The organism is Streptomyces aureus (assembly GCF_000725495.1).
Lineage (GTDB): Bacteria > Actinomycetota > Actinomycetes > Streptomycetales > Streptomycetaceae > Streptomyces > Streptomyces aureus_B.
In genome coordinates, this window is sequence record NZ_JNZD01000004.1 from 261,102 (window position 1) to 274,692 (window position 13,591).

At 72.4% G+C, this 13,591-nt stretch carries 13 protein-coding genes; 8 read left to right on the forward strand and 5 right to left on the reverse strand.

Annotated elements, in window-relative coordinates; genetic code table 11:
- Nucleotides 1–181: 181 nt before the first annotated feature.
- Nucleotides 182–1,408, forward strand: coding sequence for a chitinase (locus IO36_RS07290; RefSeq protein WP_051900122.1), 1,227 nt, complete (start codon nucleotides 182–184; stop codon nucleotides 1,406–1,408).
- A gap of 122 nt (nucleotides 1,409–1,530) precedes the next feature.
- Here the strand turns inward: IO36_RS07290 and IO36_RS07295 are convergent, their stop codons facing one another.
- Nucleotides 1,531–1,890: a DUF1330 domain-containing protein gene (locus IO36_RS07295; RefSeq protein ID WP_037617428.1), complete on the reverse strand. Its 360-nt coding sequence runs from the start codon at nucleotides 1,888–1,890 to the stop codon at nucleotides 1,531–1,533.
- Between the two features lie 344 nt (nucleotides 1,891–2,234).
- On the opposite strand from IO36_RS07295, the gene IO36_RS07300 reads away from it, so the two are divergent.
- Nucleotides 2,235–3,056, forward strand: coding sequence for a maleylpyruvate isomerase family mycothiol-dependent enzyme (locus IO36_RS07300; protein WP_051900123.1), 822 nt, complete (start codon nucleotides 2,235–2,237; stop codon nucleotides 3,054–3,056).
- A 36-nt stretch (nucleotides 3,057–3,092) separates the two neighbouring features.
- Here the strand turns inward: IO36_RS07300 and IO36_RS07305 are convergent, their stop codons facing one another.
- The 3 genes from IO36_RS07305 to IO36_RS07315 all read right to left on the reverse strand — a co-directional run bounded on the left by IO36_RS07305 (nucleotide 3,093) and on the right by IO36_RS07315 (nucleotide 6,217).
- Nucleotides 3,093–5,075, reverse strand: a complete 1,983-nt coding sequence (locus IO36_RS07305; RefSeq protein ID WP_078943052.1) for a glycoside hydrolase family 15 protein — start codon at nucleotides 5,073–5,075, stop codon at nucleotides 3,093–3,095.
- Nucleotides 5,076–5,217: 142 nt separating this feature from the next.
- Nucleotides 5,218–5,742 carry a hypothetical protein gene (locus IO36_RS07310; RefSeq protein WP_037617432.1) on the reverse strand — a complete coding sequence of 175 codons (525 nt, stop codon included), beginning with the start codon at nucleotides 5,740–5,742 and terminating at the stop codon, nucleotides 5,218–5,220.
- Between the two features lie 55 nt (nucleotides 5,743–5,797).
- Entirely contained in the window at nucleotides 5,798–6,217 is a 420-nt protein-coding gene (locus IO36_RS07315) for an ATP-binding protein (protein ID WP_037617433.1), read from the reverse strand.
- 381 nt (nucleotides 6,218–6,598) lie between these two features.
- Between IO36_RS07315 and IO36_RS07320 the strand changes: the two genes are divergently transcribed.
- Nucleotides 6,599–7,360 (forward strand): hypothetical protein, encoded by a 762-nt coding sequence (locus IO36_RS07320; RefSeq protein ID WP_063764833.1) that lies wholly within the window; start codon nucleotides 6,599–6,601, stop codon nucleotides 7,358–7,360.
- 312 nt (nucleotides 7,361–7,672) lie between these two features.
- Here IO36_RS07320 and IO36_RS07325 read toward each other — a convergent pair whose 3' ends face one another.
- The gene (locus IO36_RS07325; protein ID WP_037617435.1) at nucleotides 7,673–8,164 is read right to left on the reverse strand and encodes an FBP domain-containing protein; all 492 of its coding nucleotides are present in this window, start codon (nucleotides 8,162–8,164) and stop codon (nucleotides 7,673–7,675) included.
- Between the two features lie 79 nt (nucleotides 8,165–8,243).
- On the opposite strand from IO36_RS07325, the gene IO36_RS07330 reads away from it, so the two are divergent.
- The 5 genes from IO36_RS07330 to IO36_RS07350 all read left to right on the forward strand — a co-directional run bounded on the left by IO36_RS07330 (nucleotide 8,244) and on the right by IO36_RS07350 (nucleotide 13,555).
- Nucleotides 8,244–8,813, forward strand: coding sequence for a TetR/AcrR family transcriptional regulator (locus IO36_RS07330; protein ID WP_037617437.1), 570 nt, complete (start codon nucleotides 8,244–8,246; stop codon nucleotides 8,811–8,813).
- Between the two features lie 287 nt (nucleotides 8,814–9,100).
- Complete coding sequence (locus IO36_RS07335; RefSeq protein WP_037617439.1) at nucleotides 9,101–10,156, forward strand: PucR family transcriptional regulator; 1,056 nt, start codon at nucleotides 9,101–9,103, stop codon at nucleotides 10,154–10,156.
- Nucleotides 10,157–10,225: 69 nt separating this feature from the next.
- The gene (locus IO36_RS07340) at nucleotides 10,226–11,089 is read left to right on the forward strand and encodes an oxidoreductase (protein ID WP_280923715.1); all 864 of its coding nucleotides are present in this window, start codon (nucleotides 10,226–10,228) and stop codon (nucleotides 11,087–11,089) included.
- 127 nt (nucleotides 11,090–11,216) lie between these two features.
- Nucleotides 11,217–12,872: a serine/threonine-protein kinase gene (locus IO36_RS07345; RefSeq protein ID WP_037617442.1), complete on the forward strand. Its 1,656-nt coding sequence runs from the start codon at nucleotides 11,217–11,219 to the stop codon at nucleotides 12,870–12,872.
- Complete coding sequence (locus tag IO36_RS07350) at nucleotides 12,869–13,555, forward strand: hypothetical protein (protein WP_063764834.1); 687 nt, start codon at nucleotides 12,869–12,871, stop codon at nucleotides 13,553–13,555. Before IO36_RS07345 ends, IO36_RS07350 begins: the two co-directional genes overlap by 4 nt.
- Nucleotides 13,556–13,591: the final 36 nt, after the last annotated feature.

Genomic DNA, 13,591 nt, shown 5'->3' on the forward strand with positions numbered 1-13,591 from the left:
CCACCGTGCGGCAAGAGCGGGACGGCGAACGGCCGGACAGTCGCGCACGACCGAGTGAGCGCGGGCGGGTAAAGACTTCGCCTGGTCTAGTCCAAAGAGCTATTTGGTCTAGTCCAACATATTGACGTGATCGCGACAGAGCCCGGAAGCTGTGAGCCTCCCCCACCCCTCTGGAGGCACAGTGAGACGTCTTCGCGCATGTCTGGGCGCGGCGGCCGCCGTGAGCCTGGCCGCGGTCGGCACGACCGCTCTCGTCGCGGGCAGCGCCTCGGGCGCGACGACCGCGCTCGGCAACCGGTGGTACGCCGCCGCCCCCTACCTGATGCCGACGGACAACGACCCGCCGGACGCGGGCGCCATCATGGACGCGACCGGCCTGAAGGCCTTCCAGCTCGCCTTCATCCTCGCCCCCAACGGCGGCGGCTGCTCGCCCACTTGGGGCGGGACGTCGGCGGTGTCCTCCGACACCGCCGTGCAGTCGGTCATCAACACCATCCGCGCCAAGGGCGGCGACGTCTCCGTCTCGATCGGCGGTTACGGCGGCACCAAGCTCGGCCAGGCGTGCTCGGACCCGGCCTCCACCGCCGCCGCCTACCAGCAGGTGATCACCAAGTACGGCCTGCACGCCATCGACTTCGACCTCGAGGAGCCGGAGTACGAGAACACGGCGGCCGTGCACAACGAGATCGGCGCCGCCAAGATCCTCCAGCAGAACAACCCGGGTCTGTACGTGTCCGTCACCACGGCCGGAACGGCGGACGGCACGGGCTGGTTCGGCAAGCAGATGCTGCTGGAGGCGAAGTCGCAGGGCTTCACCCCCAACAACTTCTCCATCATGCCGTTCGACGGCGGCTTCAACGGCGCCGCTTCCCAGACCAGCGCGCTCGCCAACTTCAACACCATCCTCCAGTCGACCTTCGGCTGGGACCAGGCGACCGCGTACGCCCACGAGGGCTTCTCCGGGATGAACGGCCGCAGTGACACGGGCGAGTACTTCTCCCAGGCCGACTTCCAGACGGTGCTGGACTTCGCGACGAGCCACAGCATGGACCGCTTCACCTTCTGGTCCCTGAACCGCGACCGCCAGTGCTCGCCCGCCGACAACGGCGGCCGCACGTCGGGCACTTGCTCCAGCGTGGCGCAGAACTCCTGGGACTTCGCCAAGTACTCGGTGAAGTTCGCCGGCGCGACCCCGCCCACCGGCACGCCCACCCCGACGCCGACTCCCACCCCGACACCCACGCCTCCGGGCGGCGCCTGCAAGGCGGCCTGGAGCGCGAGCACGGTGTACACCGCGGGCAACGAGGCCTCGTACAACCACCACAACTGGAAGGCCAAGTGGTGGACCCAGAACGAGACGCCGGCCGCGACCGACTGGGGGCCCTGGCAGGACGAGGGCGCCTGCTGACATCCGCCCCGGCGCCGGACGGACCCCTCTAGGGACCCCTCCGGCGCCTGCGGCTCACGGCCTCCCGCCGCGCGGTACCCCGAGGGGACGGCGTCACCCGAAGTCCGGGCGGCGCCGTCCCCTCACCGCGTGTCCCCGGCAGGGGCCGGAGCCTCCCTCATCGCCTTCGCGGTGGCCACCGGGTCGTAGCCCTCGGGAACCCCCGGCACCAGGACGATGTCCCCGACGATGTGCCGTGAGCGCAGCGGGGCGATCTCCCGGTACGCGGGCGAGTCCCACCAGGCGCGCGCCTGCGCGACGTCGGGGAAGCCGATGACGACGGCGTGCCCGGGCCAGCCGCCCTCCAGGACCTCGTGCTGCGCGGCGTGGACGAGGAAGCGGCCGCCGTACGGTTCGAAGGTGGCGCCGATCCGTTCGATGTACTCGGCGATCTCGGGGTGCGGCGCGGCTTCCCGCAGACTTCCGATGACGTACGCGGTCATGGCGTCCCTTCCGACGGTTCGGGCTCCTTGTGGGAACGACCCTGCCAGTCGCCCGGGAGACCGTCGATTACGCGGGAGGTAAGCAGGGGCGGCGGGCCCGCCGCGGGAAGGCCGCACACCCGGGGACACGAATCCCCCGGGCCGCCGGGCTCCGCTCCCGCGGCGAATGCCCGCTTTGCCCTCGACGTCCTGCCGTCCGGCCGCGTTCTGCCTGCTCAGGGTCTTGCCGCCGCCTCCGATGCCTGGTCTTCTGTACGACCGGTGCGCACACAGGGCGCCTCGCCTCCTCACGGTCCGCCGGTCGGCCCGGCACGGGGCGGGGCCGGCGGAAAGGGCGGGACGACGTGGACTCAGTGGCGGGGCGGGACGTACGACGGCCGCTGCCCGAGGGACTGGGCGCGGCGCTGCACGGGACCGCCGCGGACATCGCCGCGCTGCTGCCCGGCGGCACCGACATGGAGCGCCGGATCCCCGGCGCCGAGTGGAGCGTCGGCGAGGCGGCGGCGCATCTGGCCCTGGCCAACGAACTGATGGCCGCGATAGCGGCGGGACACGCGCGACCCTACGGGGACGGCACCCCGCAGAGTCTCGCCGGTGCCAACGAACGGTCGCTGGCGGAGTTCACGGAACGACGGCCCGAGCCCCTGGCCGCGATGATCGTCGAACACGCCGACGCCTGCGCGAAGGCACTGGAGGAGGGCGGCCCCGAGGGGCCCGTGGACACGCCGCTCGGCACGATGAGTGCCCGGGAGCTCGGCTCGTACCTGCTGACGCACATGCTCGGCCACGGCTACGACCTCGCCCGCGCGCTGGGCCGGCCGCACATGCTCGACCGGGCCCGGGTCGGGCTGACGGTGCCGTTCCTGCTCCGGGCGATGCCCCGGGTCGCCGAACCGCGCAACACCGCCGGTATGAACGCCCGCTACGCGATACGGCTGTGGGGCGGCGGGGCGTTCGGCGTCACGCTCACCGACGGTGTGGTGAGCGTCGACGAGCAGCCCCCGGCCGGGGCGGACTGCACGATCTCCATCGAGCCGGTCACCTTCCTGCTGATGGCGCTCGGCCGGCAGGGGCAGGTGAGCCCCCTCCTCCGGGGCCGGATCCTCGTCCGGGGCCGCAAGCCCTGGCTCGCGCCCCGTTTCCCCGGCCTGTTCACCGCGCCCTGAGCACGCGGACCGCTTCCGGCGGCGGTGCCGAGGGGGTCAGCCGAGCCTGCGGTCGAGGTTGAAGGCCGCGCTGATGAGCGCGAGGTGGGTGAACGCCTGCGGGAAGTTGCCGCACTGTTCGCCGGTGTGGCCGATCTCCTCCGCGTACAGGCCGAGGTGGTTGGCGTAGGTGAGCATCTTCTCGAAGGCGAGCCGGGCCTCGTCGAGACGGCCCGCCCGGGTCAGTGCCTCGACGTACCAGAACGAGCAGATCGAGAAGGTGCCCTCCTCGCCCTCCAGCCCGTCGGGGCTCGTCTGCGGGTCGTAGCGGTAGACCAGGGAGTCGGAGACCAGGTCCTCGCCGAGGGCGTCGAGGGTGGCGAGCCATTTCGGGTCGGTCGGGGAGATGAACTTCCCGAGCGGCATCATCAGCAGCGAGGCGTCGAGGATGTCGCTGTTCTCGCACTGGGTGAAGGCGTTGCGTCTGCTGGACCAGCCCTGGCTCATGATGCGCTGGTAGATCGCGTCGCGGGCGTCGCCCCAGCGCAGGATGTCGGCGGGCAGACCCCGGTGCCGGGCCAGCCGCATGGCCCGTTCGATGGCCACCCAGCACATGACCCGGGAGTAGAGGAAGGGCTTGCGGCCTCCCCTGGTCTCCCACACGCCCTCGTCGGGCTGGTCCCAGTGCTCGCACACCCAGTCGACCAGTCCGTGGATGTTGTCCCAGTGCGCGCTGGACAGCGGCTGGCCCCACTTGTCGTAGAGGTACAGGCAGTCGATCAGGGCGCCGTAGATGTCCAGCTGGAGCTGGCCGACGGCGCCGTTCCCGATCCGTACGGGCGCCGATCCGCGGTAGCCCTCGAGATGGGTGAGCTGCTGTTCGGGCAGGTCACGGCGTCCATCGATGCCGTACATGATCTGCAACGGACCGTCGGGGCCGATGTCCTCCGGCACCCCGGTCTGGACGTGCTCGGACAGGAAGCCCATGAACGCCTCGGCCTCGTCGGTGAAGCCGAGCCGCAGCAGGGCGTACACGCAGAAGGCGGCGTCGCGGATCCACACATAGCGGTAGTCCCAGTTGCGCTCGCCGCCGATCCGCTCGGGCAGGCTGGTGGTCGGCGCGGCGATGATGGCGCCGGTGGGGGCGTAGGTGAGCAGCTTCAGGGTGAGCGCCGAGCGGTGCACCATCTCCCGCCAGCGGCCCCGGTAGCGCGACTGCGACAACCAGTGCCGCCAGTAGCGGACGGTGGCCTTGAAGTCCCGCTCCGCCTCCGTCACGGCGCAGAAGCGCGGGGCCACCTCGTCGGTGATCCGGTCGAGCGCGAAGACGGCGGTCTCCCCCTCGTGCAGCTTGAACAGCGACCACACGTCGGGGCCCGCGGACTCGATCGGCACCGTGGACGTCAGGGCCAGCTTCAGCGCGGGCGTGGCGAAGACGGCCTGGCCGGCATCCACGTGCACGGTGTGCGGGACCGTCCCGTAGGCGAAGCGGGGGGCCACCCGCGCCCGGAAGGGCAGGGTTCCGCGGACGCACACCACCCGGCGGATCAGCCGGTGCCGGTCGGCCTCGCGGGACTCGTCGACGACCGGCATGAAGTCCTGGATCTCCCCCACCCCGTCGTCCGCGAAGAACCGGGTGATCAGCACGTTCGTGTCCGGGAAGTAGAACTGCTTCGTCCGTGCCGGGACGTCCGCGGCGAGTTCGAAGCGGCCGCCCCGGTCGGCGTCCAGGATCGAGGCGAAGACGCTGGGCGCGTCGAAGCGCGGGCAGCAGTACCAGTCGATGGTGCCGTCGGTGCCGACCAGGGCCGCGCTGCGCAGGTCGCCGATCAGACCGTGGTCGGCGATCGGCAGGTAGCGGGGAGTGCCCGTGCCGTACGCGGTGCCGGGGGCGCCGGAGGTCCCGTCCTCGTACGGGGCGTCGGGCGGAGTGGGGGTCCCTTCGCCGTACGGGGCGCCGCGCGAGGCGCCGTACGGGCCCGGGGGCGTCTCCCGGGTCGCTTCGCCGACCCCGGGGTTCGTGTCTGCCGTACCGGCCATACCGGCCTCCTCTGGGCCGTCACCCGAGCCTCCCCCTCCGCTCCAGGCTAACGAGTCGCCCGGGGCCCGGCGCCTCGGTGCTCAGCGCCCGGCGCTCAGCGCTGGTGCTCGGCGCTCAGTGCTGGTGCTCGGTGCTCGGTGCTCAGTGCTTCAGGACGACCTTGGCGGCCACGATGATCAGTCCGAGGGCCAGGTTCACGACGCCCTCGGCGACGACCAGCCCCCGGGAGGCGCCGGCGCGGACGGCTCCCAGGCACGCCCACACGACCTGCTGGGCCACCGCGACGGCCAGAGCGATCCACAGGCCGGTGCTCACGCTCGTCCCGAAGACGGAGCTGAGGGCCACGGCCGCGGCAGGCAGCGTGCACGCCTCGACGATGGACCACTCGTGCATGCCGATCCGGCGGATCTGGCGCACGGACCAGCGCTGGCCGACGATGCGTTCCCCGGCGAGCTGCGCGTACACGTGGGTCGCCCAGAAGACGAGTCCGGTGATCACCAGCAGCACGACGGCCTGGAGCCGTGGGTAGTCCCCCGTGGTCCCGGCCGTGGCCACCACGGAGGCCGCCAGGATCGAGCCGTAGATGGCACCCGCGTAGTCGGTCCGGTGGTCGGCCGTCCGGTCTGCGCCGTCGTCGCTCTCGGGCGGAACGCTGGAGCCACTCACCCGTTTCACGATAGGCGGCGGGCCCTGGCCGTGCCCGGCGAGCAGGCCGTACGGGTCAGTCGCCCTCGTCCCGCCGTCGCGCGGCGGGACGGCGGAAGCACGCCGTGACCGTCTTGCCGTGGCCCCGGCTCGTCATGTCCCACTCGTCGGCGAGCATCCGCACGATCCCGACCCCGCGGCCGGACACCGCGCCCGGCTCCGGTTCCCGCCTGCGCGGGAGCGTGGGGTCCTCGTCGTGGACGCTCACCTGGAGGCGGTCGCCGTCCCAGGTGAGCACGAGATGCGCGTCGCTGTGCGCGTGGATGTGGGCGTTGGTGAGCAGCTCCGACACCGTCAGCACGACGGCGTCCACCGTCTCGGGCTCCTCCGCGGTCCACGCCAGCGACTCCAGGTGCCGGCGGGTCCAGCGCCGTCCCGCGCTCACTCCGCCGGACACCGGGAACGAGTGCGCCCAGCCCATCGCCTTGACCGCCATCGTCCGACCCCGCTTCCCTTCGCGTCTTTCATGTCCTGCCGTACGGGCCGTCTACCCGCAAGCCGTTCGCGCAGTCCGCCGCCCGGGGGCCTTCATGTGCCCGGCGGGCGGGCCCACGGGACACGTACATGTGCTCGGCCGGAACCCGGAGGACGTGTGGGGGCAGTCATGACAACACCTTGACGCGAACTCCTCTTTGGGGCGAACCGGCACGCGAATGGAACAACACGCCAACAGTGTCCGTACTATCTGTAACCCGGGGCATACGCATCAAGTGCGCTCGCCCAGCCACGCAGCAGCGGTCTCCCGCCAACACGCCCTGCCCCGCGACACCTTCCGGGGACTTCATGTGGCGACCGCGTACGGAAGAGAGGTCCCATCGTGTCCGAGACCAGGACTCCCACCGAACTGACATCGCAGTACACGGCCCAGGTCGTCGCCGACCTGGAACGCAACGCCAAGGACCAGGAGCGCATCGGGGCGGAAATGGAGGCGCTGCAGGAGCAGTTGAACGCCCTGCGGCACGACCACGCCGTCCTGACCCACCTTCAGCAGGCGCTGGGGGCCACGGCCGCATCGCCGGTCGCCGCCGACCCGGAGCCGGCCGTGGCACCCTCCGTGCCCCGTCAGAAGGCGTCCGCCGGGCCCGCAGCGGGCAAGCGGGTCCGTGTCCGGAAGGCCGACGCCAAGAAGGCGGACACGCGGAAGGCCGACGGCGGCAAGGCCAACTCCAAGGCCCCGGCGGCGCGGACGTCCGGAGCCGGCAAGCGCGCGGCCGCGGCCGCCTCGGCCCAGCCCACCCTCATCGAACTCATCCGCCGCTACCTGACGGAACAACGGGAACCGCGCTCCGCCGCCGAGGTCTCCACGGCACTGGAGCAGACCCATCCGGAGCGTCGCATCCAGACGAACGTGGTCCGGACCTCCCTCGAGAACCTGGTGGCCAAGAGCCACGCGCACCGCGCCAAGCAGGGAACGTCCGTGTTCTACACCTCCGTCGACGCCGAGGACGTGTCCGTGCCGGCGCCCGGCACCGAACAGCCGGTGAAGCCGGAGGCGAAGGCCGAGACCAAGGCCGAGACGAAGACCGAGGCGAAGACGGGCGCGAAGGCGAAGGCCGGCGCGGGGACGCACAGCAACTGACCCGGACCGGGACGGGGGCTGAACCGGACGGCGGCCGAGCCGGTCGGCACCGAAGCGTCGGCATAAGGGACTTGAGCCTTTCGCGCCCCCTCCGGCCCCGCACGCGTAAGTGAAGTCCGGTGCCACGGCCGCGGCGCTCGCGCCGCGGCCCGCCGCCGTGCCCCGGGCCGCAGCCGTGCCCCGGGCCGCAGCCGTGCCCCGGGCCACCGCAAGGCATGTCACCGACGCGGTGCCGCGCGCCCGGAAGCCGCGCCGGAAACGGCAGGGGATGTCACCCGGTGGCGCGCCCGGGCCGTCACCCCGCCGATGCCCTCAGGCCGTCACCTTGGCCATGAACGCGGCGAGGTTGTCCACGGTCCGCCGGATCTTCTCCTCCAGGGTCAGCGACTCGTGCAGCCGCCCGCCGACACCCGCGTCCCGCTTCCCGCGTACGTACAGCGAGCAGGCCAGATCGCTGCAGATGTAGGCGCCGACCGAGTTGCCCTGCTGACCGGCCCTGCCCGCCTTGGGCGCGACCATCAGGGAGACACCACCGGTGTGGGTGGTCACACACATGGAGCACATGCTGCGCCGCAACTGCCCCACCATGGCGCTCGGGCAGCGCAGCACGATGCCCTTCAAGCCGTCGCCCAGTTCGGCCACGACATAGGCGCGGTCCGGCGCCTGCGGGTCCCGCCAGCCGAGGTAGTCCAGGTCGTCCCAGGGCCGCTCGGCCAGGTCGCGCGGGACGGAGAGGCGCTTCGCCTCACCCTTGCTGCAGTTCACGAACGCGCTGCGGATCTCTTGCTCGGTCAACGGCTTCATAGAGCTCACGGTAATTTGCCTAAAAGCTTTAGGCAAATGCATAATCGGCAACGTCGACGAGCTGGAGTGCAGGAGGGTCATGGGCCGCGCTGGACTGAACGCCGAACGCCTGACACGTGCCGGGGCGGAACTGGCCGACGAGGTCGGCTTCGACGAGGTGACCGTCTCGGCGCTGGCCAGGCGGTTCGACGTCAAGGTGGCGAGTCTGTACTCGCACGTGAGGAACTCCCAGGACCTCAGGACCCGTATCGCCCTGCTGGCCCTGGACGAACTCGCCGAGCGTGGGGCCGCCGCGCTGGCCGGACGGGCCGGACGGGACGCCCTGACCGCCTTCGCGAACGTCTACCGCGACTACGCCAGGGAACATCCCGGACGCTACGCCGCGGCCCAGCTCCGACTGGACCCGGAAACCGCGGCGGCGAGCGCGGGCGTCAAGCACGCGCGGATGATGCGGGCGATCCTGCGGGGCTACGACCTCACGGAACCGGACGAGACCCATGCCGTCCGGATGCTCGGCAGCGTGTTCCACGGCTATGTGAGCCTGGAGGCGAGCGGAGGATTCAGCCACAGCGCCCCGGACTCGGACGAGAGTTGGGCGCGCGTCCTGGACGCCCTCGACGCCCTCCTGCGCAACTGGCCCGCACCCTGAATCAGGCGCCTCCGCCGGGCGCGCACGGGAAGCCGCCGCCCTTCCGGTGGTGACCGCGCCCGCCTTCCCGGCGGCGGCCCGCGTCCGGTCGTCGTGGTTCTGTGCCGGGCCCGCCGACGCTGCCGGTGTCCGGCACAGAACCGTCCGTCCTGCTCCCCTGCCGACATCGTGCATCGCCGTGCGTCACAGGCGCATTGCCGGTTCCCGGCAGTGTTGCTTAGGCTCTGCGTGCCGGTCACCGTCGAGAAGTCGACACCGGGCCGTCACGAGACCCGGGGGACGAACCGATGGAGCGCCGGACATCCGAGCAGTATCTGGAGGGCTACGCCCGGATACTGACCGAGGTCTCCCTCACCGGCAGACGCCTCACCCGGGACGAGATCGAGTCCCGGCGGTGCCTGGGCGAACGGGCCGCGGACGCCGGCCACGGCCTGCCCGCCCTCGTCAGCGCGCACCTCTCCGCCGCCCGCGCCGCCTGGCCCGCCTCCTGCGGCTCGGCCGACCTGGCGCTCGCCGCGGTCCAGCAGGTCATCGACGCCTTCGCGGAAGGGTACGGCCGGGCCCAGCTCCTCGCCGTACGCAAGGAGGAGGCCGCCCGGCGGGAGTTCATCGACGACCTGCTCTACGGCCGCAGCGACCTGGGGCGCCTGGCCGAACGCGCGGAGCGGTTCGGCCTGCGGCTCTCCCCCACCCACGCCGTCGCCGTCGCTCAGGGTCCGACGGCCTACGACGAGTCGGCGCCCGTGCCCCGCCAGGTGGAGCGCGCGCTCATCGCCCGCTTCGGCGACCGCAGCATCCTGTTCACCACCAAGGACGGCAGGATGGTGTGCATCGCGCCCGGTGAACAGGACGACGTCCTAGGCCACTTCGCCCAGCAGGCGCACGCGGCGGCCGGGGGCGGACAGGTGGCGATCGGCCGGGCCCGGCCCGGCCCCGGCGGCATCGTGCAGTCCTACGAGGAGGCGCTGAACGCCCTCGAACTGGCCGGGCGGCTCGGCCTGGACACACCCGTGCTGCACGCCGCCGACCTGCTGGTGTACCCGGTGCTGACCCGGGACCGGCAGGCGATGGCCGACCTGGTGCTCGTCGCGCTCGGCCCGCTCACCGGGGCCCGCGGCGGTGCCCAGCCACTCCTGGACACCCTCACCGCGTACTTCGACACGGGCTGCGTCGCCGCCGCGGCCGCCCGCCGTCTCTCCCTGAGCGTGCGCGCCCTGACGTACCGTCTGGAACGCATCCACCAGCTCACCGGCTCCGACCCGGCCGACCCCGCACACCGCTACACACTCCAGACCGCCGTCATCGGCGCCCGCCTGCTGGACTGGCCCGCCCGGAGCCTGTGACCGCCATGCCGCCCGACGCGACGAGCGGATGCCGTTGGCGGTACGACGACAGCACCTAGGGTGGTCGTCGTGACGACGACTGAACGATGGGACATGGGCGGCGACTTGAGCGTCGCGCGCATCGGGTACGGCACGATGAAGCTGACCGGCTGGCCGAGGGGCGAGCGGCCGGACCGGGAGACCTCCCTGGCGATCCTGCGGCGCGCCGTGGAGCTCGGGGTCAACCACATCGACACCTCGTACTACTACGACCGGGACGGGGTCTCGGCGAACGAGCTGATCCGGGAGGCACTGCACCCCTATCCGGACGACCTGGTGATCGTGACCAAGGTGGGCGCGTTGGTGGAGGGCTCCGACATCGCCCTGCCCGCGGCCGAGAAGACGGGCCTGACCGCCGACAACCTGCGCCGGGGTGTCGAGGCGAACCTGCGCTCGCTCGGGCTGGACCGGATGGACGTGGTGAACCTCCGGATGGGCGACCTCGGCGGGAGCGACGCCGTGTCCCTGGCCGAGCCGCTGGAGGCGCTGCTGGCGCTGCGCGAGGAGGGCCTGATCCGGCACCTGGGCATCTCCAACGTCTCGGCGGACGACTTCGCCGAGGCCCGCAGGATCGCGCCGATCGCCTGCGTCCAGAACCTCTACAACCTGGCCCAGCGCGGCGACGACCCGCTCGTCGACGCCTGCGCGGAGGCCGGGGTCGCCTACGTCCCCTTCTTCCCGGTCGGCGGCTTCCAGCCGGTCACCGCCGAACACCTGGAGGCCGTGGCGGCCCGCCACGACGCGACCACGCCCCAGGTGGCCCTGGCCTGGCTCCTGGCCCGCTCGCCCAACATCCTCCTCATCCCCGGCACCGGCTCCCTGGCGCACCTGGAGGAGAACATCGCCGCCGGGTCGCTCGAACTGACCGCGGAGGACCTCGCCGAACTGGGGTGACCGGCGCCGGACGATCCCTTCGCCGCCGTCTGCAACCGAAGCGGCCCCTATCGTGTCTCAGCACACGACCGGAGCGCCTGGGGACCGGAACACCCCGCGCGCCCCGTGTCCTGGGGAGGCAGGGGTCATGAGCACATGGGCGGTACCGGGCTACGCCGAGTCCCGCGAGCTCGGTTCGGGGGCGAGCGGACGGGTCACGCTGGCCGTTCACGAGGAGACCGGTCATCCGGTCGCGGTCAAGTACCTCAGTGACTCGCTGCGGACCCGGCCGGGCTTCGTGCAGGAGTTCCGCGCCGAGGCCCGGCTGCTCGGCGGGCTGCGCAGCGACCACGTGGCCGGTCTCTACGAGTACGTGGAGGGTCCCGAGGGCGCGGCCATCGTCATGGAACTGGTCGACGGGGTGTCGCTGCGGACCCTGCTCGGCCGGCAGGCCCCCCTGGAGCCGGAGGCGGCGCTCGTCCTCCTCAAGGGCTCGCTGCTCGGTCTCGCCGACGCCCACCGTCTCGGCGTGGTCCACCGCGACTACAAACCGGAGAACGTCCTCGTCCGCGCCGACGGCACGTCGAAACTCGTCGACTTCGGGATCGCCGCCACCGACGGCACCACCGCCGGTATCGCCGGCACCCCGTCGTACATGGCTCCCGAGCAGTGGACCGGCGCTCCGGCCTCACCGGCCGCCGACGTGTACGCGGCGACCGCGACGTTCTACGAGTGTCTGACCGGCCGCAAGCCCTACACGGGCGAGAACCTGGCCGAACTCGCGCTCCAGCACGTGGACGGGGTCATCCCCGCCGACGACGTCCCCGAACCCGTGCGCGCCCTCGTGCTGCGGGGTCTGGCCAAGACGCCCGAGCAACGGCCGGCCCACGCCGAGGACTTCGTCGCGGAGCTGGAGGCGACGGCCGGCGGGGCCTACGGTCCCGAGTGGGAGGAGCGCGGCCGCCGGCGTCTCGCGGCGCTCGCGGCCCTGTGTCTGCTCCTGGTCCCCGCTCCCGCCGCGCCTTCCATGCCCCGCCACGCGACGGACACGGCGCGCACGGTCCTCGGCCGGGTGCCGGACTGGCTCCGGGCCTGGCGGCCGAGCCTGCGCGGACTGCTCGTGTCGGGTGCGGCGCTCGTGGCCGCCCTCCTGCTGACGTACGGCATCGACCGGCACGCCCCCGACTTCGGCACCCCGCGCAGGGCCGCGGAGGCGCTGGCCACCACGAGCGCGCAGCCGGCCGGTGGCGGCGGCCCCACGGCGACGGCGGAACCCGGCTCCCCCACGCCGTCCTCCTCGGGGTCCCCGTCGGCTTCGCCCACCCCGTCCGGATCTGCCTCGGACGCCACCGCGCAGCCCACCGTGTCGGCGTCCGCGACCACCGACACCACCGCCTCGGCCACGGTCGCCCCTCCGACGACGACGGCCACTCCGACGTCCGAGCCCTCCTCCTCGTCCCCGTCGCCCTCCCCCACCGTGAGCGTCAAGTCCGTCTCGTTCGGCGGCTTCCGGCAGACGGGCAATACGACGGCGGCGGCCACGGTCACCGTCACCACCGACGGAACGGGGCCCATCACCCTCACGGTCTCCTGGTCCACCGGCGAGGTCAGCGGGCAGCCCGGCACCCAGGACGGGGCGGCCGACACGTACACGCGCAGCGGCGCGACCCAGTACACGATCGCCCTCGACCACACGTTCTCGGGCGCGGGCTGCTACTGGGGTGTACAGGCCCGCACCCAGCCGGCCTCCGCGGACGGCGGCGCCTTCCAGCAGCTTCTCACCCGGCGGTGCACGCTGACATGAGCGACAACCCCGGCGCCCCGGGCGCCCCTTCCTTCGACGACGACTACAGCGCGACCGTGCTGGCCAGTCATTGGATCCAGCGGCCGGACTCCCCCGACACGCTCGCCCTGAACGACGGGGCGACCCTCGCGCTGCCGGTAACCGGACCGGAGGGCACCAAGGTCGAGGATCCCCCGGCCGAGGGCGTCGCGCCCGACCGGGTCGAGGGCACCCTGCTGCGCTTCGGGCCGGGCGTGAACGCCGACACGATGCGCCGGCTCGGCGCGGCCCCGGTGGCCACGCCCGTACGTCGCCGGACCTGGCGCCGCCAGGCGCTGCCGGCCGTGGTGCTGCTGGCCGTCCTCGCCTTCCTCCTGTGGCACCGCGCCACGCCGTCCCTCGGCGTGGACGACGTCGAGGTGGCGGCCCAGCGGACCTCCCCCGGGTGCGGCGGGACCGCCGACATCACCGGCACGGTCACGACCAACGGCAGGCCCGGCGAACTGTCCTACCGCTGGGTCCGCAGCGACGGCACCTCCTCCAAGGTGCTGCACGAGGACGTGACGCTCCATCAGAAGCGGGCGAGGCTGCACTTGTTGTGGACGTTCCAGGGCGAGGGACGCTACGAGGCACGGGCCGAGCTGCACCTGCTCTCGCCCGTGCGCCGCACCGTCTCGACGGAGTTCACCTACCAGTGCCCGTGAGGGGCCGGGGATCAGGAGCGGGAAGCCCCGTCACCC

Excerpts from the sequence above, each read along its gene's own strand:
- IO36_RS07350 (WP_063764834.1), top strand. The coding sequence starts at position 12,869 with ATGAGCGACAACCCCGGCGCCCCGGGCGCCCCTTCCTTCGACGACGAC.
- IO36_RS07335 (WP_037617439.1), top strand. The coding sequence starts at position 9,101 with ATGGAGCGCCGGACATCCGAGCAGTATCTGGAGGGCTACGCCCGGATA.
- IO36_RS07305 (WP_078943052.1), bottom strand. The coding sequence starts at position 5,075 with ATGGCCGGTACGGCAGACACGAACCCCGGGGTCGGCGAAGCGACCCGG.
- IO36_RS07315 (WP_037617433.1), bottom strand. The coding sequence starts at position 6,217 with ATGGCGGTCAAGGCGATGGGCTGGGCGCACTCGTTCCCGGTGTCCGGC.
- IO36_RS07295 (WP_037617428.1), bottom strand. The coding sequence starts at position 1,890 with ATGACCGCGTACGTCATCGGAAGTCTGCGGGAAGCCGCGCCGCACCCC.
- IO36_RS07330 (WP_037617437.1), top strand. The coding sequence starts at position 8,244 with ATGGGCCGCGCTGGACTGAACGCCGAACGCCTGACACGTGCCGGGGCG.
- IO36_RS07325 (WP_037617435.1), bottom strand. The coding sequence starts at position 8,164 with ATGAAGCCGTTGACCGAGCAAGAGATCCGCAGCGCGTTCGTGAACTGC.
- IO36_RS07345 (WP_037617442.1), top strand. The coding sequence starts at position 11,217 with ATGAGCACATGGGCGGTACCGGGCTACGCCGAGTCCCGCGAGCTCGGT.